This window comes from Pseudomonas monachiensis (genome assembly GCF_047345015.1).
In the GTDB taxonomy this organism is placed as follows: domain Bacteria; phylum Pseudomonadota; class Gammaproteobacteria; order Pseudomonadales; family Pseudomonadaceae; genus Aquipseudomonas; species Aquipseudomonas monachiensis.
In genome coordinates, this window is record NZ_CP178857.1 from 1,054,207 (window position 1) to 1,078,724 (window position 24,518).

The window sequence follows — 24,518 nt, forward strand, 5'->3', positions numbered from 1 at the left end:
CGCTTCCATTTTCCCGCTCGGGAGCCCCCGCGATGCTGCGTATCAGCCAAGAAGCTCTGACATTCGACGACATTCTCCTAGTGCCCGGTTATTCCGAGGTGCTTCCTAACGAAGTCAGTCTCAAGACCCGCCTTACCCGTGGCATCGAGCTGAATATTCCACTGGTCTCCGCCGCCATGGACACCGTCACTGAAGCCCGTCTGGCAATCGCCATGGCTCAGGAAGGTGGTATCGGTATCATCCACAAGAACATGACCATCGAGCAGCAAGCTGCCGAAGTCCGCAAGGTCAAGCGTTACGAAGCCGGTGTGGTCAAGGATCCGATCACCATCGTCGCCGACGCCACCGTGCGCGAATTGTTCGAACTGACCCGCATGCACAACATCTCCGGCGTTCCGGTGCTGCACAATGGCGACCTGGTCGGCATTGTCACCTCCCGTGACGTGCGTTTCGAGAACCGTCTGGAAGCCACTGTCCGTGAAGTGATGACGCCTAAAGAGCGTCTGGTCACGGTCAAGGAAGGCGCCGACAAGAACGATGTGCGTGAATTGCTGCACAAGCACCGCATCGAACGCGTGCTGATCGTCGACGACAAATTCGCCCTCAAGGGCATGATGACCGTCAACGACATCGAAAAAGCCAAGGCTTACCCGCTGGCCAGCAAGGACGATCAAGGTCGTCTGCGTGTTGGTGCTGCAGTCGGCACCGGTAAAGACACCGGTGACCGCGTTGCTGCACTGGTCGCCGCCGGCGTTGACGTGGTGGTGGTCGACACCGCTCACGGTCACTCCAAGGGCGTGATCGACCGCGTTCGCTGGGTCAAGCAGAACTTCCCTGAAGTGCAGGTCATCGGCGGCAACATCGCCACCGGCGCTGCCGCCAAGGCCCTGGCCGAAGCTGGCGCTGACGCAGTCAAGGTCGGTATCGGCCCTGGCTCGATCTGCACCACCCGTATCGTCGCCGGTGTCGGTGTGCCGCAAATCAGTGCCATCGCCAACGTCGCCGCTGCCCTTGAAGGCACTGGCGTACCGTTGATCGCCGACGGCGGCATCCGTTTCTCCGGTGACCTGTCCAAGGCCATCGTGGCCGGTGCTTCCTGCGTGATGATGGGCTCGATGTTCGCCGGTACCGAAGAAGCGCCGGGCGAGATCGAACTGTTCCAGGGTCGTTCGTACAAGGCTTATCGCGGCATGGGTTCGCTGGGCGCCATGTCCCAGGCCCAAGGTTCCTCCGACCGTTACTTCCAGGACTCCTCGGCAGGCGCCGAGAAGCTGGTTCCGGAAGGCATCGAAGGGCGTGTTCCGTACAAGGGCACCCTGAGCGCGATCATCCATCAGCTGATGGGCGGCCTGCGCTCCTCGATGGGCTACACCGGCAGTGCCGACATCGAAGAGATGCGCACCAAGCCTGAGTTCGTGCGGATCACCGGCGCCGGCATGGCCGAATCCCACGTTCACGACGTGCAGATCACCAAAGAAGCGCCAAACTACCGCGTAGGTTGAGCCTTCAAGCAACAAGCTAAGCAACCGGGGCTGTTTTATTCAGCCCCGAGTTGTTTCTGAATCACGACTGTTTCCGAATTTTTTAGACGAGACTGAATCATGGCCCTCGACATTCACGCCCACCGCATCCTGATCCTCGACTTCGGTTCCCAGTACACCCAGCTGATCGCCCGCCGCGTGCGTGAAATCGGCGTGTACTGCGAACTGCACCCGTTCGACATGGACGAAGATGCGATCCGCGAATTCGCCCCTAAAGGCGTCATCCTCGCCGGCGGCCCGGAGTCGGTTCACGAAGCCAACAGCCCGCGCTGCCCGCAAGCGGTTTTCGATCTGGGCGTGCCGGTCTTCGGTATCTGCTACGGCATGCAGACCATGGCCGAGCAACTGGGCGGCAAGGTTGAAGGTTCCGAGCTGCGTGAGTTCGGCTATGCCCGCGTTGACGTGGTCGGCAAGAGCCGCCTGCTCGACGGCATCGAAGACCACATCGACGCCGATGGCCTGTTCGGCCTCGACGTATGGATGAGTCACGGTGACAAGGTCACCCGCATGCCGGAAGACTTCCACATCCTGGCCAGCACCCCGAGCTGCCCGATTGCCGGCATGTTCAGCGACGAGCGTCGTTACTACGGCGTGCAGTTCCACCCGGAAGTGACCCACACCAAGCAGGGCGGTCGCATCCTGTCGCGTTTCATCCTCGACATCTGCGAGTGTGAAGCACTGTGGACTCCGTCGAAAATCGCTGAAGACGCCATCGCCCAGGTTCGCGCCCAGGTCGGCACCGACAACGTCCTGCTCGGCCTGTCCGGCGGTGTGGACTCGTCCGTGGTTGCCGCGCTGCTGCACAAGGCCATCGGCGACCAGCTGACTTGCGTATTCGTCGACAACGGCCTGCTGCGCCTGCACGAAGGCGAGCAAGTGATGGCCATGTTCGCCGAGAACATGGGCGTCAAGGTGATCCGCGCCAACGCTGAAGAGCAGTTCCTGGGCAACCTGGCCGGCGAAGCCGACCCGGAGAAGAAGCGCAAGATCATCGGCCGTACCTTCATCGACGTGTTCGATGCCGAATCCTGCAAGCTCGACAACATCAAGTACCTGGCCCAGGGCACCATCTACCCGGACGTGATCGAGTCGGCTGGCGCGAAAAGCGGCAAGGCCCACGTGATCAAGTCGCACCACAACGTGGGCGGCCTGCCGGAAGAAATGAACCTCAAGCTGGTTGAACCATTGCGCGAGCTGTTCAAGGACGAAGTCCGTCGTCTGGGCCTGGAACTGGGCCTGCCGTACGACATGGTCTACCGTCACCCGTTCCCGGGCCCGGGCCTGGGCGTGCGCATCCTCGGTGAAGTGAAGAAGGAATACGCCGACCTGCTGCGTCGTGCCGACCACATCTTCATCGAAGAACTGCGCAAGGCCGACTGGTACCACAAGGTCAGCCAGGCATTCGTGGTGTTCCAGCCGGTGAAATCGGTTGGCGTGGTGGGCGATGGCCGTCGTTACGCCTGGGTCGTGGCCCTGCGTGCCGTGGAAACCATCGACTTCATGACCGCGCGTTGGGCACACCTGCCTTACGAACTGCTGGAAACCGTCAGCGGCCGCATCATCAATGAAATCGAAGGCATCTCCCGCGTCACCTACGACGTGTCGAGCAAGCCGCCGGCGACCATTGAGTGGGAATGATCGTATGAGCCTGTGAAGCCAGGCTCAAATCGATTATGCCAAGAAGCCCCGGGTCGAGAGACCCGGGGCTTCTTGCGTTTCAGGGGATGCGTGTGGGTTTCAAGCCGTTGCGGCGCAGTGCATCCGAAAGGTCGGCCAGGCTGGCAAATCGCTTGCAATTGATGCTGCCCCACTGTGGGCGCTCGATGTACACGCCTGTGGCGTCGGCGTGGATGAGTGTGCGTACCAGTGAGCCGTCGCGGGCGCGGTGAACCAATTCGAGCTGGTTGCCGTACTTCTCGATGCTGAGCATGCCCGGTTGATTGAGTGCAGCCTCGAGTACCAGTTCCCTGGCAAGCTCGGGGGATTCCACTTTCAGGAGCAGGTCGTTCTTGACGATGTATACGGTGGTGTCCGTACCGCTGCTTCCGGATTCTCCCGGATCTGGCTCAATGCTCGTGGGCTGGGCGATCTCGGCACTTTTTACCCGCAGTCCGATGCCACCTTCCAGTTCACTGATGCCCGCGACCCCTTCCCAGGTATTGGAGTGGGTATTGCCAACCAGTGCAATCCAGCGATGGGGGCCTTTGGCAGCCTGGTCACTTTCAATGATGATCTTGCTGAAGAAATTCATCATTTTGTGCCTGTGGAAGGGGGTTACTTCATGCATGTTTTCGACGCGATAGCTGGCAGCGCAGTCGATCGCCTGCACGCGAATGTGGTTTTTGCGTGCAGCCTTGACCACTTTCAGAAAGGTAAAACGGCCAGTGGGGTCGGTGTGGTGACCCTTGTCCAGATTGTTGAGGTAGCTCTCCAGATCTTCCGAGAGGACGCCATCGCTATTGAAAATATCCAGATCCACCTGGTGAAAGTCGTTGAACAGATGCTCCATGTACAGCGTCTTGACCTGCTGCTTGGCGAGTGTCCCCATGTTCTCAATCAGGAACTGTTTGCTGCCAACGCTGGAGTGGCTTTCGCCGATCACCAGGGAGGGTGATTCTTTGTACAGTGCCTTGATGATGTCCTTGGTTCGGTTCACCGGGCCAAAGTTCGGAACAGTTGGCCTCGGGGGCAGTTCCGGGAGGTTTTGGTAGTAGGCCTGAGCGTCTCGATACAAGGTTTTTCTCAGGGCTTTGAACTGCACCAGGGGGCCGCCGGGATTAGAAATGTCATCGAAATCGTCACTGAGTGCACGCAGAGAGTTAGCGTCAACGGTACTGACGTACGGCTGCAACTCAGTCCGCAGCGCCTGGGGCACGTCATAAGCCGTGGTGGGGCTGGCTACGTCGGGCAAAGGATCTGGCGTCCGCCCCCATGGCCAGCGTCCGAAAATTTTACCGCCGCCATACAGCCCGGGCCGGGTCAGGAGTTCCCATTCACCCTCGGCGTTCAAGCGAACCGGCAGGTTGCGGAAAAAAGAAAACGGGTTGGCGGGGTCGATGATCACCCAGGTCTTCATTTCGTTGACGTAGCGCACCAGGTAGTAGGAATTGTCGATTCGGATGTAATTTTCGCCTCTTGGTGTTTGGTAAACGTTGCGGTATTGGCCTTCGTCGGCCACGACCTCCATCCCATCGAGTACTTCATTGGTCTCGAACGGAGCCAGCGGGTTTTCACCTTCCAGCACATAGGCCCGGCCAGGGGCGGCGACAGTGATTTTCGGCGGGGCGCCAGTGGGGTGTTCGATTTCGTCGGCGAGGTTCTCCTGGGGGGTGAACTCATCGTTGGCTTCATCGACCTCCGCTATTTCGGCCGAGCCGCCGAGCGCCAGTGCATTGAAGAGGGTTTCGATGCTGCTGGAGATGGCGCCGAGCACACCGGCCTTGCGATCTTGGGCATTCTTCCCGTTGACGGCCTGGTCGATGTTCAGGCCGATGTTGGCCAGGCCGGCGCCGACGGCCGCCAGGGCCACCGGCCAGCCCGCCACGGCCATGGCCCCAAAGAGGCGGGTGACGGTGCTCAGGTAGCCGACCCACATTTTTTCCCGTAGGTCGCCATTGGAGCGCAGGGACAGATCGGCATCGTCGAACATACGCTCCCTGACCGAGTCACGGATCCAGCTGAAGGTGTCAACGTTGATGTCAGGTGCGTCCTGATCGAACAGGCTGCTGTCGTATTTGCCCCAGGTCGAATACAACAGGTCGATGGTGTGATTCAGGCCGACGTTGTCGCCGTCCTGTTGTTGCGCCGACAGTGGAAAGTGCGCCATGAACCGGGCGCGATTGTCCGGGTGATTGTTCTGGCACAGCAGCCACCAGTGCAGGTCATGGGAGGTTTCGAACACATGGAAGGCATCTGTTTCGCCAGGTGTATACAGGATCTGCCGACCCTGGCGGTCGATGATGCGCAGTATGTCGCAGGCACGGTAGTTGCCGATGTACAACGGCGCGACCCGCAACCCTTCGGCAGGCGGCTCATGGGCGTGGAGCAAATCGAGGGTGATGGGCCAGGAGAGATGGCCGGCCACGGCCTTGAGCACGGTCTTGAGGTTCTCGTTGCTCAGGCGTGAGCCGTCGTGTTCCTCCAGCGCCTTGGAAATGAAGTTGAGCTTGGCCAGGGTTCGGAAGTTGTCCGAATGCCGGCGCCAGAAGGCGCTCATCTTGTCCCAGTAGCGGTCGTGAAAATTGATGCGCCACAGGTCCTTGATGACCTTACTCGGATACATCTTCACTTCGTTGGTTTCGTTGTAGATCCGGGCGTTCGCTCCCTCGTTGTAGAAACCGCCGTCACTGTCCAGCAGGTCGGCGTTGTCCTGGTCATGGGCTTGAAAGCGCTGGATCACCAACTGCGGCAAAGTCAGCGACTCAATGGGCTTGGGGTAGTGTTCCCAGAACAGGAAGGCCTTGGTGCTGGTCACCGAGGTGTTGTCGAAACGGTGCCACCAGATCTGGTCCGGATCGATGTGCCGGATGCCGTACTTGTCGAGAATGCCCTGGGCTTCGATATGGGCCATGTCGTGCATGTCGGGGCACGCTTCCACGAACGGAGTCACCAGGTCTTTGAGGGCCTGCACGTCCTCGGGGTTGGGAAGTAGGAATTGTGAGTTTGTATCTGAAGAATTCATTTCTCTCTCCTTGAGAAATAGATGGGTTTGAAGTCGGCACTATGCCCGCGGACTACAGCCGGATCTGTAGGAATGACGGCGCACGGTGTCAGGTATTGATGGATCGGTGCTGTCAGAGGAGGTGCCGAACAGATTGCGGTCCCGCTGCGGCCCGCCGCCGCGCCCTCTTTGCTGTTTCTTTCACAACTGCGGGTGTATCGTATTCGCCTTTTGCGGGCCCCCGGGCCTGTCGCTGAAACGTGAGGTAGTTGAGTTCATGTCGTTTACCCGTCGCCAAATCCTCGGTGGCCTGGCCGGTCTTGTTGTCGTTGGTGTCGGTGCCGGGGGCGCGTCGCGTTACTGGCTGGGCAAGATGGCTGACGCCGAGGCGGGCCACGACTACGAGCTGATCGCGGCGCCGCTGGACGTCGAACTGGTAGCGGGGCACAAGACCCTGGCCTGGGCCTTCGGTCCGTCGGCGCCGGGCACCGAATTGCGGGTGCGCCAGGGTGAATGGCTGCGGGTGCGCTTCATCAACCATCTGCCGGTCGCCACCACCATTCACTGGCACGGCATCCGCCTGCCGCTGGAAATGGACGGTGTGCCTTACGTGTCGCAATTGCCGGTGCTGCCGGGTGAATACTTCGACTACAAATTCCGCGTGCCGGATGCCGGCAGCTACTGGTATCACCCGCATGTGAACAGCAGTGAGGAGCTCGGTCGTGGCCTGGTCGGCCCTTTGATCATCGAGGAACGCGAGCCGACCGGGTTCAAGTATGAAAAGACCTTGAGCCTCAAGAGCTGGCATGTCGACGACGTCGGTAATTTCGTCGAGTTCAGCATCCCCCGTGAAGCGGCCCGTGGCGGTACGGCGGGGCGCCTGGCGACCATCAATGGCGTGCCGCAAGCGGTGATCGACCTGCCGGCCGGGCAGATCACCCGTGTACGCCTGCTCAACCTCGACAACACCCTGACTTATCGCCTGAACATTCCCGGCGTCGAAGCGCAGATCTATGCGCTGGACGGCAACCCGATCGAGCCACGACCATTGGGCAAGGAATACTGGCTTGGTCCGGGCATGCGCATTTGCCTGGCGATCAAGGCCCCGCCGGCCGGTGAGGAGTTGTCGCTGCGCAACGGCCCGGTGCGCCTGGGCACGTTCCGTTCGGTGGCCAACACCGATGCGCCGACCGAGTGGCCGCCGGCACTGCCGGCCAACCCGATTGCCGAGCCGGACCTGGCCAATGCCGAGAAACTCAACTTCAATTTCGAATGGGTTGGTTCGGTGTCGGTCAACGTCGACAACGGCAAGCCGCCGAGCCTGTGGCAGATCAACGGCAAGGCCTGGGACATCACCGACAAGACCTGCACCGACCGCCCGATTGCCAGGCTCGAGAAAGGCAAGAGCTACATTTTCGAATTGAAGAACATGACTCAGTACCAGCACCCGATTCACCTGCACGGCATGAGTTTCAAGGTCATCGCCTCGAACCGGCACAAGGTCATTCCGTATTTCACCGACACCTACCTGCTGGGCAAGAACGAGCGCGCGCAGGTAGCGCTGGTGGCGGATAACCCGGGTGTCTGGATGTTCCACTGCCATGTGATCGACCACATGGAAACCGGCCTGATGGCCGCCATCGAGGTGGCATGATGCGTCAGATTCGTCCCGCCGCCATCATCGACCGCAGCCGTGATCGCGAATTCATGCGTGAGGCCCTGGCACTGGCAGCCCAAGGCGCAGCCCTAGGCGAAGTGCCGGTGGGCGCGGTGCTGGTGCAAGATGGAGAGATCATCGGTCGCGGCTTCAACTGTCCGATCACTGGCAGCGATCCGAGCGCTCACGCCGAAATGGTCGCCATCCGCGCCGCCGCCCAGGCGGTTAGCAACTATCGCCTGCCGGGCAGCACGCTGTATGTGACGCTGGAGCCGTGCAGCATGTGCGCAGGCCTGATCGTGCATTCGCGGATTGCGCGGGTGGTGTACGGGGCGCTGGAGCCGAAAGCCGGGATTGTGCAGAGCCAGGGGCAGTTCTTTACCCAGGGATTTTTGAATCACCGGGTGTTGTATGAAGGCGGGGTGTTGGCGCAGGAGTGCGGGGCGGTGCTCAGCGAATTCTTCAAGGCCCGGCGCGCAAAACCTGCAGACTGAACACCGTATCCACATTTTGATCTCCGTTGATCGGGGGATTGGGGTTTACTTACGCGCCACAATCACCGCCCGCATCGGCGCCGGCAGCCCTTCAACGGTCTTGCTGTGATCCTCTGGATCGAGGAAATCACTGAGCGACTGATACTTCATCCACTCCGTCCCGCGCTGTTCCTCGACCGTGGTGGTGCTGACGTCCACGCACTTCACATCCGTGAACCCGGCACGGCGCAGCCACAGCTCCAGCGCCGGCACCGACGGCAGGAACCACACATTACGCATCTGCGCGTAGCGGTCTTCCGGTACCAGCACCTGATGCTTGTCGCCTTCGACCACCAGGGTTTCCAGCACCAGTTCCCCGCCCTTGACCAGGCAATCCTTCAGCGCCAGCAAATGCTCGATGGGCGAACGGCGGTGGTAGAACACCCCCATGGAAAACACTGTGTCGAAACCTTCGAGGTTCGGCGGCAGGTCTTCGAACGGGAAGGGCAGGTGCCAGGCATTCGGCTCGGACAGGTAGCGTTGTACCGCCTGGAATTGGCAGAAGAACAGCCAGTTCGGATCGACACCGATCACGCTGTTGGCGCCGGCGCCGAGCATGCGCCACATGTAATAGCCGTTGCCGCAGCCGACATCGAGGATGCGCTTGCCCTTCAGGTCCAGGTGCGGGGCGACCCGCGACCATTTCCAGTCCGAGCGCCATTCAGTGTCGACGTGCACGCCGAACAGGTCGAACGGCCCCTTGCGCCATGGCGACAGGCCCATCAGCGCGGTGCGCATCTGTGCGCGGGTTTCTTCGTCGCAATCGGTGTCCAGTTTCAAGCCATTGAGCAAGTCGACTTCGCTCGGCTGGATCTTCGGCAGGGCGTCCAGCGCGCTTTGCCAGCGCTCCAGGTCGCCGTGGCCCTTTTCCATTTTCTTGTCGAGTTGCGCTTGCAGGGTGTTGGCCCAATCGGCCAGCGGAGTACCGGCCAGACGGCGGGCGAGGGGAGACAGATCAATCATGGCAAGGCAATCAACGAGGCAAAGTTAAGACACTGGAACCACGGCACGACTTTCGAGAACCCGGCGGCCAGCAGGCGTTCGCAGTGTTCTTCGAGGCTGTCGGGCTTCATGACGTTTTCGATGGCGCTGCGCTTCTGGGCGATTTCCAGCTCGCTGTAGCCGTTGGCGCGTTTGAAGGCAATGTGCAGGTCGGTGAGCAACGCGTGCTCCTGCTCGTCTTCGAAGCGCAGTTTTTCCGAGAGGATCAGCGCACCGCCGGGCAACAGCGACTGACGGATGCGCGACAGCAACGCCGTGCGTTGGTCCGGGGCGATGAATTGCAGGGTGAAGTTCAGCGCGACCACCGAGGCCGGCTGGAACTCCAGCGCGAGGATATCGCCCTCGATCACTTCCACCGGCAGCAACTCCTGGAACATCGAATCCTGCCCGTTGAGGTACTCGCGGCAGCGTTCGACCATGGCCGCGGAGTTATCCACAGCAATGACGCGGCAACCGTCGGTGCGCACATGCCGGCGCAGGGCCTGGGTCACGGCCCCCAGGGACGAGCCCAGGTCGTACAACACGCTATTGGGCTGGGCGAACTGGGCAGCGAGCACGCCGAGGTTTTCGACAATGGTCGGATAACCCGGTACCGAGCGCTTGATCATGTCCGGGAACACCCGCACCACGTCTTCGTTGAAGGCGAAGTCAGGCACCTGGGCCAAAGGCTGGGCGAAAAGGCGATCGGGTTCTTTGCTCACGGCGGTTCCAGCGGTGTAGTTGGAAAAGGCCGGCATTTTAGCCAAGTTGGCGCGGGGATGCGCGGGTTGTCTGATAAACCGCCAAATCAAAAGATCGCAGCCTGCGGCAGCTCCTACCCTGGGAATGCGATCCCTGTAGGAGCTGCCGCAGGCTGCGATCTTTTTCTCATGCTGATTGCGTTTTTTTGCTGAAAGCCGAGGCAGTGATACCCCATTGCCCCAGCCAGTAACTGAGGATGATCACATAAGGCGCCGCATCAAACGGCGCCACAAACCGGCTGATGCCGATTACGCTGTCGGAGAACACGAACGCCACTGCACCTGCCGCCGCCAACAACGCCGAACGCTTGGGCACGTCGGTGCCGAGTCGGGCCAGGGCGCGCCAGAGCATGGCGCTGATCGCCGTGCCATAGACAATCACGGGCACCAGCAATGGGCCGAGGCCGTTGGAAATCAGAATCCCCAGCAAGACGGCGCCGACACCGAGGGCCAGCACCAGCGGCAGCACGGCCAGGCGTCGGCAATCGCTCAGATAAGCCTTGAGATAAGCCAGATGCGCGACCAGAAACGCGCCCAGCCCAAACACAAACAAATCCCCCGGCCAGGCCAGCAACACATCGCCGACCAGGGAAAAAATCAACCCCAGGCTGATCCAGCGCCGATATTCGCCGGGCGGTGCGTCGTGCAGCCAGCCGAGCAGGGCCAACACCGGCAGCGGCTTGACCAGCAGGCACAGCAATGACGCATGCACGCTCAAGCCATAAAGGAAGGTCACCGCGCCCATCAGCGCCAGAATCAGCCAGCCCACGGTCAGTTGACCGAGATCGCGCAGTCGAACGAATCCACCGGCAGCACTTCCGGCGCCCATGGTTGTTGCGAAGTTAAACGCAAACGCCCGCTGCCGGGCGCAAAAGCCTGAAAGCGCCAGGTCGAGACCCCGGCCGCGCCGACGATGCCGGCATCTTCCGGATTTCGATAAACCTCTGGCCCCAGGGGGTGCAGTACGCCGCCGGCCGAATCCTGGATCGCCCAGCGATAGCCCGTGGTCGGATTGCTAGGCAGGGTCAGGATCAGGTTTTGCCCGTTGCTGAGCCGCACCGGACATTCGCTTTGTTTTTCCACGGTCACGTTGTGTGCAGGTTGCGTGGCGCATCCGGCCAGCAAGGCGAGGGCGAGGGGGGCAAGCAGGCGAATGGGGGACATGGATTCAGGGGCTCCGGCGTTCACGACGAACGGCGAGCATAACCGAGATGAGACAAAGTGTGACAGTCAGCCTGGACAGTGGTGTCAGGACTGACGCCTTCGCGGGCAAGCCCGCTCCCACAGGTAATTGAGTCGGTCACAAAACTTGTGTGCACCCTCAATCCCTGTGGGAGCGGGCTTGCCCGCGAAGACGGCAGTACAGGCGCTACACGAGCATCAGAACAACACCTTCGCCACATCCGCAAAGCGCTTGGCAAAGTGCACGGTAATGCCTTCCTTCAGATACTCCGGCAGCTCCTCGAAATTGCCCTGGTTGGCCTCCGGCAGAATCAGTTCGAAAATCTTCTGCCGCCGCGCCGCAATCACTTTTTCCCGCACGCCGCCAATCGGCAGTACATGGCCGGTCAACGTCAGTTCGCCGGTCATGGCCACGCCTTTTTTCGGCGGCTGGTTGCGCGCCAGCGATAGCAGGGCGCTGGCCATGGTCACGCCAGCGCTCGGGCCGTCTTTCGGGGTGGCGCCTTCCGGCACGTGCAGGTGAACGAAGGCTTCGTCGAAGAACTTCGGATCGCCGCCAAAGGACTTCAGGTGCGAGCTGACGTAGCTGTAGGCGATTTCCGCCGACTCTTTCATCACGTCACCCAACTGCCCGGTGAGCTTGAAGCCACGGTTGAGGGTATGGATGCGCGTGGCTTCGATCGGCAAGGTGGCGCCGCCCATGCTGGTCCAGGCAAGGCCGGTGATCACGCCGACACCCGACAGCACCTGCTCGTTGCGGAACACCGGTTTGCCGAGGGACGTTTCGAGGTCTTTCGGGCCGAGCTTGATCACCGCCTTTGGGTCGTCGAGCAGTTTCATCACCGCTTTGCGCACCAGTTTGCCGAGGTTTTTTTCCAGCTGGCGCACGCCGGCTTCACGGGCATAACCGTCGACCAACGCCTTGAGCGCACTGTCGGTGATGCTCAGGCTGCCCTTGGACACACCGGCTTTCTCAAGCTGCTTGGGCCACAGGTGACGCTTGGCGATGGCGACTTTTTCTTCGGTGATGTAGCCCGACAGACGAATCACTTCCATCCGGTCCAGTAACGGGACAGGGATCGAGTCGAGAGTGTTGGCGGTGCAGACGAACAGCACCTTCGACAGGTCCATCCGCAGGTCCAGATAGTGGTCGAGGAACTCGACGTTCTGCTCCGGATCAAGGGTTTCCAGCAGTGCTGAGGCCGGGTCGCCCTGGTAGCTCTGGCCCATCTTGTCGATCTCGTCGAGCATGATCACCGGGTTCATCACTTCGACGTCTTTCAACGCCTGAACCAGTTTGCCCGGTTGTGCGCCGATGTAGGTGCGGCGATGACCCTTGATCTCGGCTTCGTCGCGCATGCCGCCAACGCTGAAGCGGTAGAACGGCCGGCCCAGGGATTCGGCGATGGATTTGCCGACGCTGGTTTTACCAACGCCCGGCGGGCCGACCAGCAGCACGATGGAGCCGCTGATTTCGCCTTTATAAGCGCCGACTGCGAGAAATTCGAGGATGCGGTCCTTGATGTCGTCCAGGCCTGCGTGGTGTTTGTCCAGCACCTTGCGCGCGTGCTTGAGGTCGAGTTTGTCCTCGCCGTACACGCCCCAGGGCACCGAGGTCGCCCAGTCGATGTAATTGCGGGTCACCGCATACTCCGGCGAGCCGGTTTCGAGGATCGACAGCTTGTTCATTTCCTCTTCGAGGCGTTTCTGCACCTGCGTCGGCAGGACTTTGCCCACCAGCCGCTGCTCGAACTGTTCGAGGTCGGCACTGCGGTCGTCCTTGGTCAGCCCCAGCTCCTGCTGGATGACCTTGAGTTGTTCCTTGAGGAAGAACTCGCGCTGATGTTCGCCGATCTTGCGATTAACTTCGGCGGAAATCTCTTTTTGCAGGCGCGCGACCTCGACTTCCTTGCGCAGCATCGGCAGGACTTTTTCCATGCGCTTGAGCATTGGCACGCAGTCGAGCACTTCCTGCAGCTCGCTGCCGGTGGCCGATGTCAGCGCGGCGGCGAAGTCGGTCAGCGGCGACGGATCGTTGGGGCTGAAGCGGTTGAGGTAGTTCTTCAGCTCTTCGCTGTACAGCGGGTTGAGCGGCAGCAGTTCCTTGATCGCATTGATCAGCGCCATGCCGTAGGCCTTGACCTCGTCGGTCGGCTCGGTGGGCTGGTGCGGGTATTCGACTTCCACCAGGTACGGCGGGCGGTGATGCTTGAGCCAGGTCTTGAGGCGGACGCGGGTCAGGCCCTGGGCGACGAATTGCAGCTTGCCGTTTTCGCGGCTGGCGTGGTGCACCTTGACCAGGGTGCCGTAGAGCGGCAGGGCCGAGGTGTCGAAGTGGCGCGGGTCTTCCAGGGGCGTGTCCATGTAGAACAGGGCCAGGGAGTGGTGTTCGGACTTGGCCACCAGGTCCAGGGTTTCGGCCCACGGTTCTTCGTTGACGATGACCGGCAGCACTTGGGCCGGGAAGAACGGGCGATTGTGAATCGGGATGATGTAGACCTTGTCCGGCAGGTTCTGGCCAGGCAGGGCCAGGCCTTTACCAGGTTTGTGCTGTGTGGCGTTTTCCGGATCGGCGTATTCGCTCGGGTCTTCGGGGAATTCCTGCTGGTCGCTCATGGGGGTACCTGCGCAATGGGTATGGGTCTTAGATGGGGCAGGTTGGCGGTGGTTTCAACGGTCATTTTCTGCAATGCCGTGTTTCGAAGGCGTGTTCAGCGCAGAGACAGGTTAGCTGAACCATGGCCGTGCGCGGTCAAAATGTGGGAGGGCGATGTGGCACAAAAAAGGCGACGTCCTCACGGGCGTCGCCTTTGGTTTTACTGCCGCGAAAACTTACTCGGACAGTTTGTACGCAATCACATAGTCACCCATCTTGGTGCCCAGTGAGCCGTGGCCACCGACGACCAGCAGCACGTACTGCTTGCCGTCCTTGCCGGTGTAGGTCATCGGCGTAGCCTGACCGCCAGCCGGCAGGCGCGCTTTCCAAAGCTCGCTGCCGGTGTTGACGTCATAGGCGCGCAGGTATTGATCCAGCGTGCCGCTCAGGAAGCCAACGCCGCCGGCGGTGACCATCGAGCCGCCCATGCTTGGCACGCCGAGTGGCAGGCCGATAGGCAATGGCGAGCTGTCGCGGCTGGTGCCGTTCTTGCGCTTCCACACGACTTTGCCTGTGGTCAGGTCGATGCCGGCCACGTAGCCCCAGGCCGGAGCCTGGCACGGCACGCCGAGCGGCGACATGAACGGGTGCATGATCACCGCGTAAGGGGCGCCCGTGTTCGGTTGCACGCCTGCGGTTTCGCTTTCGCGCTTGCTGTCGGCCGCGACTTCGGCGCGAGGCACCATCTTCGAGACGAAGGCCATGTAGTTCGGGCTGGTGAACAGCATCTGGCGAACCGGGTCGACCGAAACGCCGCCCCAGTTGAAGACGCCGACGTTACCCGGATAGATCAGGCTGCCCTGTTCCGACGGCGGGGTGTACTGGCCTTCGTAGCGCAGTTCCTTGAACTGGATGCGGCACAGCATCTGGTCGAACGGGCTGGCGCCCCACATGGCTCTTTCGGTCAGTTCCGGGGCCAGCAGGTTCAGGTCCGAACGGGCCTGGGTCGGCGCGGTGTGGTCACCTTTCACGGCGCCTTGCGGAGCCGGGATTTCCTTGATCGGGATGATCGGCGTGCCGTCACGACGGTCGAGGACGTACAGGCTGCCTTGCTTGGTCGGTTGGATCACTGCCGGCTTGATGCCGTCGGCGGTTTTCATGTCCAGCAAGGTTGGCTGGCTGCCGACGTCCATGTCCCACAGGTCATGGTGAGTGAACTGGTAGTTCCAGCGCACCTTGCCGGTGGCCAGGTCCAGTGCGACCAGGCCGGCACTGAACTTCTCGGCGCCCGGGGTGCGGTCCGCGCCCCACTGGTCAGGGGTCTGGTTGCCCAGTGGCAGGTAGACCATGCCGAGTTTTTCGTCGACGCTGGCCAGCGACCACATGTTGGCCGAGTTGCGGCTGTAGTGTTCGCCCTCTGGCAGCGGTTCGGTCGCGTCGGGATTGTTGCTGTCCCAGTTCCACACCAGATGACCGTCGTGTACGTCAAAGGCACGGATCACGCCGGATGGCTCGTTGGTCGACTCGTTGTCGGTGACGTGGCCGCCCATGATCACCAGGTCACGGGTGATCGCTGCCGGCGAGGTGGAGTAGTAGCCACCGGGGGTGAACGGTCCGATGCCTTGAGTCAGGTCAACCACACCGTTTTTACCGAAACCTTCGCAGACCTTGCCGGTGTCGGCATTGAGTGCGATCAGGCGTGCATCGGCGGTTGGCAGGTACAGACGACGCGGGCAGGCCTGGGCGACGGCTTTGCCGGCCTCGGAAATCACTGCCGAAGCAGCGTTTTCAGACTTGGCGTAGGCTGCTTCGTCGTAGTACGACACGCCACGGCAGGTCATGTGGGCGAAGCCCTTGAAGCCCACCGGGCTCTTGATCTGCGGGTCGAAACGCCACAGTTCCTTGCCGGTGTCCGGGTCCAGCGCCAGCACCTTGCTATGGGCCGTGCAGGCGTAGAGCATGCCGTTGGCCTTGAGCGGGGTGTTTTCGTTGGTCAGTTCCACCGGGTCATCGGCGGTCGGCAGATCGCCGGTCTGGATACGCCAGGCTTCTTGCAGCTTGCCGACGTTGGCCGGGGTGATCTGCTTGAGCGGCGAGTAGCGGTCACCGAATTCGCTGCGGCCATAGGCCTGCCAGTCGCCTTCGGGCATCTGCGGCGCGGTGCTGGTCATGTCTGCGGTATCGCGGCCCAGTTCGCCCAAGGTCTCGCCCGGATGGGTGAACTGGCTGGCCACGGCGGTGGCGCCTGCCAGGACCACGGCCACGCCCAAGGCGCCAGTGCCCATGGGGGCAGGGCCGTTGATCAGCAATGGACGACGGAACCACGGCAGCAGCATCACCACACCGAGGGCGAACCACAGCGCCAGGCGCGGCACCAGTTGCCACCAGTCCAGGCCCACTTCCCACAGCGCCCAAACAGTACTGGCGAACAGCACCAGTGCGTACAGGCCCAGCGCCGCACGACGGGCGGCGATCAGCAAGACGCCGCTCAGCGCGATGCCGATACCGGCCAGCAGGTAATACAGCGAGCCGCCGAGCATGCTCAGCTTGATTCCCCCGGCCAGCATGGCCAGGCCCATCAGTAGAAGCAGGATGCCGAGCAGGGTCGGCAACAGACGGCTTCGACCCAAGGCACTATCAGTGCTCATAGTGTGATTCTCCGTGATGTTTCATAGAGTCCCGCGCAAGTTCACTGTAGATGACGATCCGGCGCGGGCGTGGTTCAGATAAAAGCTGTTGGGTTCACGCAATCCCTTGTGGGAGCGGGCTTGCTCGCGAAAGCGGTGGTTCAGGCAGCACAAATGTTGGCTGTGATGACGCCTTCGCGAGCAAGCCCGCTCCCACAGGGTTTTGTGGTGTTTTTTAGAACGAGGACTGGACCTTGATCCCGCCGATCAGCGCGTCATCGACCTCGTTCACGCCACCGGGATGGCGGATGTATTGCAGGTTCGGGCGCACGGTCAGCCAGTGGGTCACGTGCACGCCGTAATAGAGTTCGGCGCTGTATTCGGTGTCCTGGGGCGGCAGGTAGGACGGATTGTCGTAGTCGAAGACGACATTGGCCTGGTTGGTCGCCTCGGCGTTCTTGCGATAGGCCGGGTTGACGTGGACGCGGGCCATGGCAAAGCCGATGTCGTCCCGGGTGCGCGCGTCGAACGGGCCTTTGTAGACGAGGCCGGCCTGGACGTAGTTGTCGATGGCGTTGGTCTTCTTGTCGTGCATCGTGCCGTTGGCGAACAGGCTCAGGCCACGGGAGTGGTCGCTGGCGATACTGGTGACTTGCTGCTGAAGACCCAGCCACACGCCGTGTTTGCTCGACGCGCTGCGGTAGGCTTCGCCGCTCAGGGCGGCAGGCTGGCCATTGCTGTCCTTGTAGACGTCGGTGGCGCTGGCGCTGCTGTAGTAGTAACCGGCGCGGTATTCACCCGGCAGGCCGTTGAGTTTCGGCGTCCACACCAGCTCCACCGGCACGACCGCGCCCTGGGTGCCGCTGCCGCTGAGCTTGAAGCCGTTGTCGCGGTCAAGGTTCGACGGGTTCTGTTCGTACGCGCCAACCTGTGCATAAAGCTCAGGCGTCAGGTGATATTTGACCCGCATCGCCCACTGGCTGACCGGCCAGTTGTACCAGATGTCGCCCGCCCAGTTGCCGACCTGGGAACCGCAGAACGCCAGGTTCTGGAAGTCGCAGGGGAAGCTGTTGAAGTCTTCGCCTTCGCCGAATCGGCCGACCTTGATGTCGAGTTTTTCATCGAGGAATTTCTGCTGGTACCACATCTGCGTCAGGCGCCAGGTCTGGCCGCGGCCCCAGACTTCCTGGGCCGAGGTGAAGCCGCCGACACGCGGGTCGTTGATGCGGTCGTTGCTGATGTTGTTGCCGCTGCGTTCGGTGATGGTCAACTGGAACTCGGCGTCGTCCCAGCCGAGGATCTTCTGCAAGTCCAGGTGAGTGCCCAGGCCGAACTGGTCGCTGTAGCGCGCCGTGCGGTCGTGGTCGTAGCCGCCGTGAAGATTGCTGCCCATTTCACCGGTGTAATCGACTTTGAAGTCGTAGCCTTTTTCCGCGAGTTCTGTGCGAGTGCCATTCCAGTCACCGAGCATCCACGGTGAATCGCTATCGAAGGCAGGTGCCGCCTGAACGCAGGAGGCAAGGCCCAGCGCGGTGAGGCCACCGATCAGGGGCAGGATGTTTCGCTGGGCAGCAGTTGCAAAGACAGCGCTGTCTCGCAAAGATTTAAAGTCAGGCATAGAGACGGAGTTCTTGATCTTTTTCTGGGGGATAAACGGAAAGCAGCAGGCGTGAAGCGAAAGCAGAAGCGTTTCAGCAGGCAGCGGGGTGCAAGGATAATGTTCTGTTACAAATAGAGAAAGTGCTTTTGCTGACATGCATCGTTTCGGATTTGGTAACAGTGACAAAAGATCGCAGCCTGCGGCAGCTCCTACAGGATACGGATTCCAATGTAGGAGCTGCCGCAGGCTGCGATCTTTTCCGTTTCACCTACATTTAACGTAAGGTGCGCGGCTTCCAATTCCCACTCTGCTCGAAGGCCCGGCATGACCGAACACAATACCGATCCGTTGCATGGCGTGACGCTGGAACAGATCCTCAACGCGCTGGTTGAACACTACGAGTGGTCGGGGCTGGCCGAGCGCATCGATATCCGCTGCTTCAAGAGCGAACCGAGCATCAAGTCGAGCCTGACGTTCCTGCGCAAGACTCCGTGGGCGCGGGAGAAGGTCGAACGCCTGTATGTGAAGTTGATGCGCACCAAACGACCGCTTTGAACATGGCCGACCCGTCTGCGTTACGCCGTCGTTTTGTGGCCGTGGCTGCCATGCTCGGCTGGGCGGGATTGAGCATCCAGATGTACCTGATTTTCCATTCGCGCTGGACGCTGGGCGCCAGCCTGATCGGCGGGCTGGTAAGTTTTTTCAGCTATTTCACCGTGCTGAGCAACACCCTGGTGGCGACCGTGCTGACCTGTGAATGGACATCCCGCGAGTCAGCCGCGCGGCGCTGGTTCCTGCAGCCTTGGGTCAGCAGTGGCATTGCCGTGAGCATCGCGGTGGTGAGCCTCGCCTACAACCTGCTGCTGCGCCACTTGTGGCATCCCGAGGGCTGGCAATGGCTGGCCGATGAGCTGTTGCACGACATCATGCCGTTGCTGTTCCTGGGGTATTGGTGGCGTTGTGTGCCCAAGGGCACATTGCGCGTGTGGCATATCGCGCTGTGGGTGATTTATCCGCTGCTGTATTTCGCCTATTCACTGTTGCGCGGGCATCTGCTGGCGGTTTACCCGTATCCCTTCGTGGATGTGGACAAACTGGGTTATCCACAGGTGTTCATCAATGCCGGCGGGTTGTTGGTGGGTTTTGTGGTGATTGCGTTGCTGGCGATCGGGCTGGATCGGTGGCGGGCTCGGAAGTGAGCAACCATGGAAAGTTTGAGCACCTTTGTGGCGAGGGAGCTTGCTCCCGCTCGGCTGCGAAGCAGTCGTAAAATCTGTTCATTGGGTTTTTCAGATAAAACCAAGTAGCAGGTTTTGGCACTGCTGCGCAGTGCAACGGGAGCAAGCTCCCTCGCCACAGAACATCCGGCCCACCTATGGATGATCTTTATTCTTCGCCGCAGTCAGCCAATTTCCAGTAACCCACCGCCTTGACGAACTGCTCGTCCAGCCCGTGCTCATCGAGCAACACCCGGCGAATCTGCCGCGACACCTTGCTCTCGGTCGCCACCCACGCGTACAGGCTGCCGGCAGGCACCTGGATCTGGCGCACGGTGCTCAATAAATGATCTTTGCCACCTTCGCGCAGCACCCAGATCACATTGACCTCGGCCGCACTGTGCAGCACCTGCTGCTCCTTGCCGTTTTCCACTTCCACGATCACCAGCGCACGGCGGTTGGCCGCCAGGCCTTCCAGGCGCCGGGCGATAGCGGGCAGGGCGGTTTCGTCGCCGATCAGCAAGTAGCTGTCGAAGATGTCCGGGACGATCATCGAACCCCGGGGCCCGCCGATGTGCAGGAACTGCCCGGGTTGGGCCTGTGCCGCCCAGGTCGAGGCCGGGCCGTCGCCGTGCAGCACGAAGTCGATGTCCAGTTCCAGGGTGTTCAGGTCATAGCGGCGCGGGGTGTAGTCGCGCATCTCGGGCAGCGGACCGTTGTCCTTGCCGGCGCCCAGCACCAGGTTTTCCAGGGCCGCGGCCTGCTCGGCGTTCTGCGGGAACAACAGTTTGACGTGATCGTCCGTGCCCAGGCTGACGAAGCCTGCCAATTCAGGGCCACCCAGGGTAATCCGGCGCATGCGCGGGGTCAGGTCGACCACGCGTAACACTTCCAGGCGACGGCGTTTGATTTCGTGCATGACACGGTGAATGGTTGAGGCGATCACTTCAGTCATTCGGCGTTCTCCTGAACGGGTTGAACGGCGGGGCCGTCGACGATGGCTTTGGCGGTGTCGTTGAGCAGGTCGCGTACCCGCAGGATTTCGTCCGGGCTCCAGCGTCCATGGTGCATTTGCAGGGCGTGGCGCAGGTTATGCACAGCTTCGTGGATCTCTGCCGGACGATCATGGCCGCGCAGTGAACGCTTGCTGACGTCGATGCGCATGCGCACGCCATCCAGTGCTACAGCTTGCTCTTGCAGGAACAGACGTCCGGCATCGGTGATGGTGTAGCGTTTTTTTCCGCCTTCGGCGTCGCCCAGGATCAGTTCGCTTTCTTCCAGGAACGTCAGGGTCGGGTAGATCACGCCGGGACTGGGACAGTAGGCGCCGTCGAACATGCCTTCGATCTGGCGGATCAAGTCGTAGCCGTGGCACGGCTGTTCGGCGATCAATGCCGGCAGCAACAACTTCAGATCACCGGGGGCAAATACCCGGGGGCCGCGACCACCGCGTTCGCGGGCGGGACGTTTCTCGAAGCCGTCGCGGCCATCGCCGTGCTCACGGTGGGGGGAATGATGGTCTCTCATTTTCTGCTTTCTCTCGTCGTGTTTAGATACAACTTAAGATATATCTTAACGATCTGGCAACGGCTCCCGACCAACGGCATTCCCCCGCGTCGACCCTGGCTTGAAGGTCAAATCGAAAAAATAGTGCTTATTAGTACAGGTCAAACCTCCAGAATTAGTGTTAACTCTCTAATGTGTTAGTTTGCTCCATTGTTTACTTGGGTTGTGGTATTGGTCTTACAGAAGTTGCTTTGCTAATATCTCGAGTGTCATGGCGGGCAGGGCGCCATTTGTAGTCTGCCTCTTACAGTCAAACATTGGGTTTGTAGTTGTTTTGGCTTTTTTCTTTCTGCGGTGATGGCACTCCGGCTACGCACTTGCAGGAACTTTCTTGCTTACTTTAAAGATAAATTGATTGATCATCTTTCGGCGTTGAAAGTTCAGCTGGGCAAATGGCTGCTCGTGACGGTTTTTGCTCGGCATGAACTTTCAATACGTCATCCTTTTAAAAACACAGGTACTGAAAGATGTTCAAGAAAATCGCGTTCGCTGCTCCCCTGGCTGTTCTGGCTCTGAGTTCTTCGATGGCGTTTGCCGCAACCGAAGCCCGACACAACATCAGTCTGGTTGCTACTGTCAATGCTGACGACTTCTATGCGGTGCCGGTTGACTCTGATCTGGTAAACAAGGATCAGGATATGAGCTACAACCCCTCTACCAATTCCATGAGAACCGTGGATGGTTTTTTTGATGTGCTTCATACCGCCGGCAAGGTCAACGCACGACTTGAAGGCATCCCGAAGCTGATTGCCGGTAACAAAAGCATCGACTTGAAAGTCGAGCTCAATGGCAAGGCTCTAACAACTACTTCACAGGAAGTTGTTGGTGATGAAGAGTCCAATACCCGTTATCGCGCACCCTTCAAAATCAGTGCGGTTACCACGCAAAAACCTGATGCAGGTGATTACACTGGCGTCGTGATGTTGGTTGTCGAGCCCTCGGTCTAAGTAATATCGGCGACGGCAAACCGTTTACTTATATCAAGTGACGTTCTCGGTCGGCAAACTTTCCGGTTTGTCGGCCGTGTTTGAACTCCTTTGCAATTAGAGAGCCCGTTCATGTTCCCGATGACGCCCATCGCGGCAGCGCTTGCGCTGCTGTTATGTAGCAGTGCATTTGCGGCGCCCACTTCCGTTGATAACACGCCGCGAAGTTTGCTGGCGCAGGCCAAGGGCTTGCCGGCCGAGTTCGAGGAGCATTTCTTCGATGTTCCCTTGGCGGTTCGGGTTGAACTCGATCAACTACCGCTGGGTGAGGCAATGATTGTGTTGTCCCGTGATGACCAGGTGACGCTGCTGGATTTCAACGACACCAGCGAAAGCCGTTTCAGCGCGAGTGAGCGTGATACCTGGGCCGATGTTCTCAAACCCGGTGTGACGCTGGGCACCTGCACGGGCCAATGCCCGGAGCAGATGCTGGCGGTTCACTACAACCTTGAAAATTCATTGCTGTCGATCGTCACTGAAAATGCCGAGCGCGACAGCGAAGCCAAGCGTTACTACGATCAGCCCGAAGGCGGCAGCAACGGCCTGATGGTACGTAACCAGCTCAACCTCAATGGCGGTCAGGATCAGGACCTGGGTGGTCGTTTCGGCCTGGAGGCCAGCGGCAGCCTGGGCAACTGGAGCCAGACCTTCAACATGCAACTGTCCCGTCTTGGCGGTCCGGACAACAAGACCTACCACGCAGTGCACGAGCTTTATAGCCAGCGTGAACTCGAAGGCCGTTTTTTCCGCCTGGGCTACTTCACCCCCAACTCCGAAGGCCTGACGCGCGAGCCCCGTTCGTTCGGCGCCAGCCCCGATACGGCGGTGGGCGTGATGTTCGGCAGTTCCGACAGCCTGGCGATCGATAGCCCGAAACCCAGCGTCTATCCGGTCTATGTCACGGCCAACCGACAGGGCTCCGTGGAAATTTACCGCGACGGCTTACTAATCAATACCCAATCGGTCCCGGCCGGTTTGCAAACCCTCGACACCCGTCCGTTGCCCGGTGGCATTTACGAGGTGGAAGTGCGGTTGATTGAAGACGGTCAAATCACATCGACCACCCAGGAATTGATTTACAAACCGAACAATTGGCGCAACCACGATGAGCGTTGGCGCTACAACCTGTTTGCCGGACAGGAAAGCAAACTGCTGAGTAACTGGGATGATCAGGACAGCGGCGATGCGACCGTGGGCGCCTCATTCAATTACTTGCTGCACCCGAGGGTGATACTCGGACTGTCGGCACGCCAGATCAGTGACAAGCTGCAGTACGGCAGCTCCATCGATTGGAGCCTGGCCAACAGCGTCAGCCTCTACGCCAACCTGTACCAGACCGAAGACCATGGTACCGGCGCCGACCTTCAAGGCTTGTATAACTATGGCGCCGGCAGTCTGGTGATTAGCCACAACCGCAGTTGGCTCGACACTACCAACACCTACGAAACATTACCCGACGGCACCCGCGTGCGTCAGCGCAATGTGTTCACCGGCCAGACCAGCAACTCTTCACTGGCGCTGAACCACCGGATCAGCCGCAAAAGCTCGCTCAACGCACGGGTGTCCCATAGCGAGGGCAACGTCGAAGGTGTCGGCGTGGACCTGGGCTGGACGCAACGCACCGTTCTGTTTGGCAGCGATGCCAACTGGCGGCTCTCGCTGTTCGATCGTCCGGGCAGCTACAGCAGTGGTGATGCGCGTAATCGCGGGGTCGATCTGACCATCAACATGGCGCTCGGTGGCCCGGGGCAGCAGGTTTCCGGCAGCATCGGCAGCCGCACCGCCCGTGATGGCGGCCGTGATAACAACGCCTCCCTGGGGTGGCGAAAGGACCTGCAAGACCACGTGTTGCAGAGCGTATCGGTGACCGCGCTCACCGATACCTACGGTGTCGGATTGTCGAGCCTGGCGAACTTTCGCACCGATGCCATCAACGGTGACGGGTTTATCCAGCGTTCGTCCTTCAACAACAATTTCACCGGTGGTTTGAACCTCGACAGCACGCTTGTCGTTGGAGCGCAGCGCATGGCACTGACCAGTCAGCATCAAGGCCGCGGCGCCGGGATGATTGTCGATGTCGAGTCCGACATCGACGGCATCGCTCTGCGTGCCGACGACCTCAGCGGCGGCAGCGCTGCCTTGCGTCCCGGACGCAATTTCATACCGCTCACCGCTTACAAAAACAGCTCGGTGAGCTTCGACTTCGAAGGCAACGACGTCCCGGCGGCGAGCATTGAACCGGCACGCACGCGCTATCACCTGAACAAGGGGGGCGTGGAGTACCGCAAGATCCGGGTCATGAAAACCCTGACCGTGCTCGGCCGCTTGCTCGACCCGCAAGGACAGCCGCTCAAAGGCCATCACGTCATCAACCACGCCAGTCGTGGGGTCAGCGAAGTCGACGGCTTCTTCTCCATGGAAATGAATGCCGGCTCGCCCACCCTGGAAGTGCGTTACGCGGACCAGTTGCTGTGCCAGTTCCGCCTTGATGTCGACAAGCATCGCAGTGAAAACAACGTGCTGATGATCGGTGATCTGCGTTGTTCGCCGGACACGTTGGCGGATGCCACTTCCAACCGGCGCACGGCAGGTTGAGCGGCCCCGATTCCGA

18 protein-coding genes are annotated in these 24,518 nt (G+C 60.5%); 8 read left to right on the plus strand and 10 right to left on the minus strand.

Going from position 1 to position 24,518, the window contains the following annotated elements:
* Window positions 1–32 precede the first annotated feature (32 nt).
* Window positions 33–1,502, plus strand: coding sequence for an IMP dehydrogenase (gene guaB / locus ACMDB8_RS04655; protein WP_008053208.1), 1,470 nt, complete (start codon window positions 33–35; stop codon window positions 1,500–1,502).
* A 99-nt stretch (window positions 1,503–1,601) separates the two neighbouring features.
* Window positions 1,602–3,179: a glutamine-hydrolyzing GMP synthase gene (gene guaA, locus ACMDB8_RS04660; RefSeq protein ID WP_008053207.1), complete on the plus strand. Its 1,578-nt coding sequence runs from the start codon at window positions 1,602–1,604 to the stop codon at window positions 3,177–3,179.
* A 79-nt stretch (window positions 3,180–3,258) separates the two neighbouring features.
* Here guaA and ACMDB8_RS04665 read toward each other — a convergent pair whose 3' ends face one another.
* Window positions 3,259–6,222 carry a dermonecrotic toxin domain-containing protein gene (locus ACMDB8_RS04665; RefSeq protein WP_409078264.1) on the minus strand — a complete coding sequence of 988 codons (2,964 nt, stop codon included), beginning with the start codon at window positions 6,220–6,222 and terminating at the stop codon, window positions 3,259–3,261.
* Window positions 6,223–6,478: 256 nt separating this feature from the next.
* On the opposite strand from ACMDB8_RS04665, the gene ACMDB8_RS04670 reads away from it, so the two are divergent.
* Both ACMDB8_RS04670 and tadA read left to right on the plus strand, forming a co-directional pair.
* Window positions 6,479–7,855, plus strand: coding sequence for a multicopper oxidase family protein (locus tag ACMDB8_RS04670; protein WP_409078263.1), 1,377 nt, complete (start codon window positions 6,479–6,481; stop codon window positions 7,853–7,855).
* On the plus strand, window positions 7,855–8,352 hold the full coding sequence (tadA, locus tag ACMDB8_RS04675; RefSeq protein WP_056722278.1) for a tRNA adenosine(34) deaminase TadA: 498 nt from the start codon (window positions 7,855–7,857) through the stop codon (window positions 8,350–8,352). Before ACMDB8_RS04670 ends, tadA begins: the two co-directional genes overlap by 1 nt.
* 45 nt (window positions 8,353–8,397) lie before the next feature.
* Here tadA and cmoB read toward each other — a convergent pair whose 3' ends face one another.
* From cmoB to ACMDB8_RS04710, 7 genes are all read right to left on the minus strand, one after another.
* Complete coding sequence (gene cmoB, locus ACMDB8_RS04680; protein ID WP_056721170.1) at window positions 8,398–9,354, minus strand: tRNA 5-methoxyuridine(34)/uridine 5-oxyacetic acid(34) synthase CmoB; 957 nt, start codon at window positions 9,352–9,354, stop codon at window positions 8,398–8,400.
* Entirely contained in the window at window positions 9,351–10,130 is a 780-nt protein-coding gene (gene cmoA, locus ACMDB8_RS04685) for a carboxy-S-adenosyl-L-methionine synthase CmoA (protein ID WP_409078262.1), read from the minus strand. Before cmoA ends, cmoB begins: the two co-directional genes overlap by 4 nt.
* A gap of 130 nt (window positions 10,131–10,260) precedes the next feature.
* Entirely contained in the window at window positions 10,261–10,902 is a 642-nt protein-coding gene (locus ACMDB8_RS04690; RefSeq protein WP_409078337.1) for a lysoplasmalogenase, read from the minus strand.
* A 2-nt stretch (window positions 10,903–10,904) separates the two neighbouring features.
* On the minus strand, window positions 10,905–11,297 hold the full coding sequence (locus ACMDB8_RS04695; RefSeq protein ID WP_056721165.1) for a protease inhibitor I42 family protein: 393 nt from the start codon (window positions 11,295–11,297) through the stop codon (window positions 10,905–10,907).
* Window positions 11,298–11,513: 216 nt separating this feature from the next.
* Complete coding sequence (gene lon / locus ACMDB8_RS04700) at window positions 11,514–13,931, minus strand: endopeptidase La (RefSeq protein ID WP_409078261.1); 2,418 nt, start codon at window positions 13,929–13,931, stop codon at window positions 11,514–11,516.
* Window positions 13,932–14,147: 216 nt separating this feature from the next.
* Window positions 14,148–16,559, minus strand: a complete 2,412-nt coding sequence (locus ACMDB8_RS04705; protein WP_223542197.1) for a glucose/quinate/shikimate family membrane-bound PQQ-dependent dehydrogenase — start codon at window positions 16,557–16,559, stop codon at window positions 14,148–14,150.
* A 214-nt stretch (window positions 16,560–16,773) separates the two neighbouring features.
* A complete protein-coding gene (locus ACMDB8_RS04710) occupies window positions 16,774–18,156 on the minus strand; it encodes a carbohydrate porin (RefSeq protein ID WP_223542196.1) in 1,383 nt (460 codons plus the stop codon).
* A 306-nt stretch (window positions 18,157–18,462) separates the two neighbouring features.
* Here ACMDB8_RS04710 and ACMDB8_RS04715 point away from each other — a divergent pair, with 306 nt between their 5' ends.
* Entirely contained in the window at window positions 18,463–18,693 is a 231-nt protein-coding gene (locus ACMDB8_RS04715) for a VF530 family DNA-binding protein (protein WP_046041003.1), read from the plus strand.
* Between the two features lie 2 nt (window positions 18,694–18,695).
* Window positions 18,696–19,337, plus strand: a complete 642-nt coding sequence (locus tag ACMDB8_RS04720; protein WP_056721157.1) for a Pr6Pr family membrane protein — start codon at window positions 18,696–18,698, stop codon at window positions 19,335–19,337.
* Between the two features lie 187 nt (window positions 19,338–19,524).
* On the opposite strand, the gene ACMDB8_RS04725 is transcribed toward ACMDB8_RS04720, so the two are convergent.
* Window positions 19,525–20,310 carry a siderophore-interacting protein gene (locus ACMDB8_RS04725; RefSeq protein ID WP_223542195.1) on the minus strand — a complete coding sequence of 262 codons (786 nt, stop codon included), beginning with the start codon at window positions 20,308–20,310 and terminating at the stop codon, window positions 19,525–19,527.
* Window positions 20,307–20,882, minus strand: a complete 576-nt coding sequence (locus ACMDB8_RS04730) for a PadR family transcriptional regulator (protein ID WP_056721154.1) — start codon at window positions 20,880–20,882, stop codon at window positions 20,307–20,309. The genes ACMDB8_RS04725 and ACMDB8_RS04730 overlap by 4 nt, the downstream gene beginning before the upstream one ends.
* A gap of 506 nt (window positions 20,883–21,388) precedes the next feature.
* Here ACMDB8_RS04730 and ACMDB8_RS04735 point away from each other — a divergent pair.
* On the plus strand, window positions 21,389–21,868 hold the full coding sequence (locus tag ACMDB8_RS04735; protein WP_056721152.1) for a CS1 type fimbrial major subunit: 480 nt from the start codon (window positions 21,389–21,391) through the stop codon (window positions 21,866–21,868).
* A gap of 111 nt (window positions 21,869–21,979) precedes the next feature.
* Window positions 21,980–24,502, plus strand: coding sequence for a CS1-pili formation C-terminal domain-containing protein (locus ACMDB8_RS04740; RefSeq protein ID WP_056721150.1), 2,523 nt, complete (start codon window positions 21,980–21,982; stop codon window positions 24,500–24,502).
* The last annotated feature ends 16 nt before the right edge of the window (window positions 24,503–24,518 follow it).

Bases quoted from the DNA above. Each gene is read 5' to 3' on its own strand.
- guaB (WP_008053208.1), top strand. From the start codon at position 33: ATGCTGCGTATCAGCCAAGAAGCTCTGACATTCGACGACATTCTCCTA.
- guaA (WP_008053207.1), top strand. From the start codon at position 1,602: ATGGCCCTCGACATTCACGCCCACCGCATCCTGATCCTCGACTTCGGT.
- ACMDB8_RS04665 (WP_409078264.1), bottom strand. From the start codon at position 6,222: ATGAATTCTTCAGATACAAACTCACAATTCCTACTTCCCAACCCCGAG.
- ACMDB8_RS04670 (WP_409078263.1), top strand. From the start codon at position 6,479: ATGTCGTTTACCCGTCGCCAAATCCTCGGTGGCCTGGCCGGTCTTGTT.
- tadA (WP_056722278.1), top strand. From the start codon at position 7,855: ATGCGTCAGATTCGTCCCGCCGCCATCATCGACCGCAGCCGTGATCGC.
- cmoB (WP_056721170.1), bottom strand. From the start codon at position 9,354: ATGATTGATCTGTCTCCCCTCGCCCGCCGTCTGGCCGGTACTCCGCTG.
- cmoA (WP_409078262.1), bottom strand. From the start codon at position 10,130: ATGCCGGCCTTTTCCAACTACACCGCTGGAACCGCCGTGAGCAAAGAA.
- ACMDB8_RS04695 (WP_056721165.1), bottom strand. From the start codon at position 11,297: ATGTCCCCCATTCGCCTGCTTGCCCCCCTCGCCCTCGCCTTGCTGGCC.
- lon (WP_409078261.1), bottom strand. From the start codon at position 13,931: ATGAGCGACCAGCAGGAATTCCCCGAAGACCCGAGCGAATACGCCGAT.
- ACMDB8_RS04705 (WP_223542197.1), bottom strand. From the start codon at position 16,559: ATGAGCACTGATAGTGCCTTGGGTCGAAGCCGTCTGTTGCCGACCCTG.
- ACMDB8_RS04710 (WP_223542196.1), bottom strand. From the start codon at position 18,156: ATGCCTGACTTTAAATCTTTGCGAGACAGCGCTGTCTTTGCAACTGCT.
- ACMDB8_RS04715 (WP_046041003.1), top strand. From the start codon at position 18,463: ATGACCGAACACAATACCGATCCGTTGCATGGCGTGACGCTGGAACAG.
- ACMDB8_RS04720 (WP_056721157.1), top strand. From the start codon at position 18,696: ATGGCCGACCCGTCTGCGTTACGCCGTCGTTTTGTGGCCGTGGCTGCC.
- ACMDB8_RS04725 (WP_223542195.1), bottom strand. From the start codon at position 20,310: ATGACTGAAGTGATCGCCTCAACCATTCACCGTGTCATGCACGAAATC.
- ACMDB8_RS04730 (WP_056721154.1), bottom strand. From the start codon at position 20,882: ATGAGAGACCATCATTCCCCCCACCGTGAGCACGGCGATGGCCGCGAC.
- ACMDB8_RS04735 (WP_056721152.1), top strand. From the start codon at position 21,389: ATGTTCAAGAAAATCGCGTTCGCTGCTCCCCTGGCTGTTCTGGCTCTG.
- ACMDB8_RS04740 (WP_056721150.1), top strand. From the start codon at position 21,980: ATGTTCCCGATGACGCCCATCGCGGCAGCGCTTGCGCTGCTGTTATGT.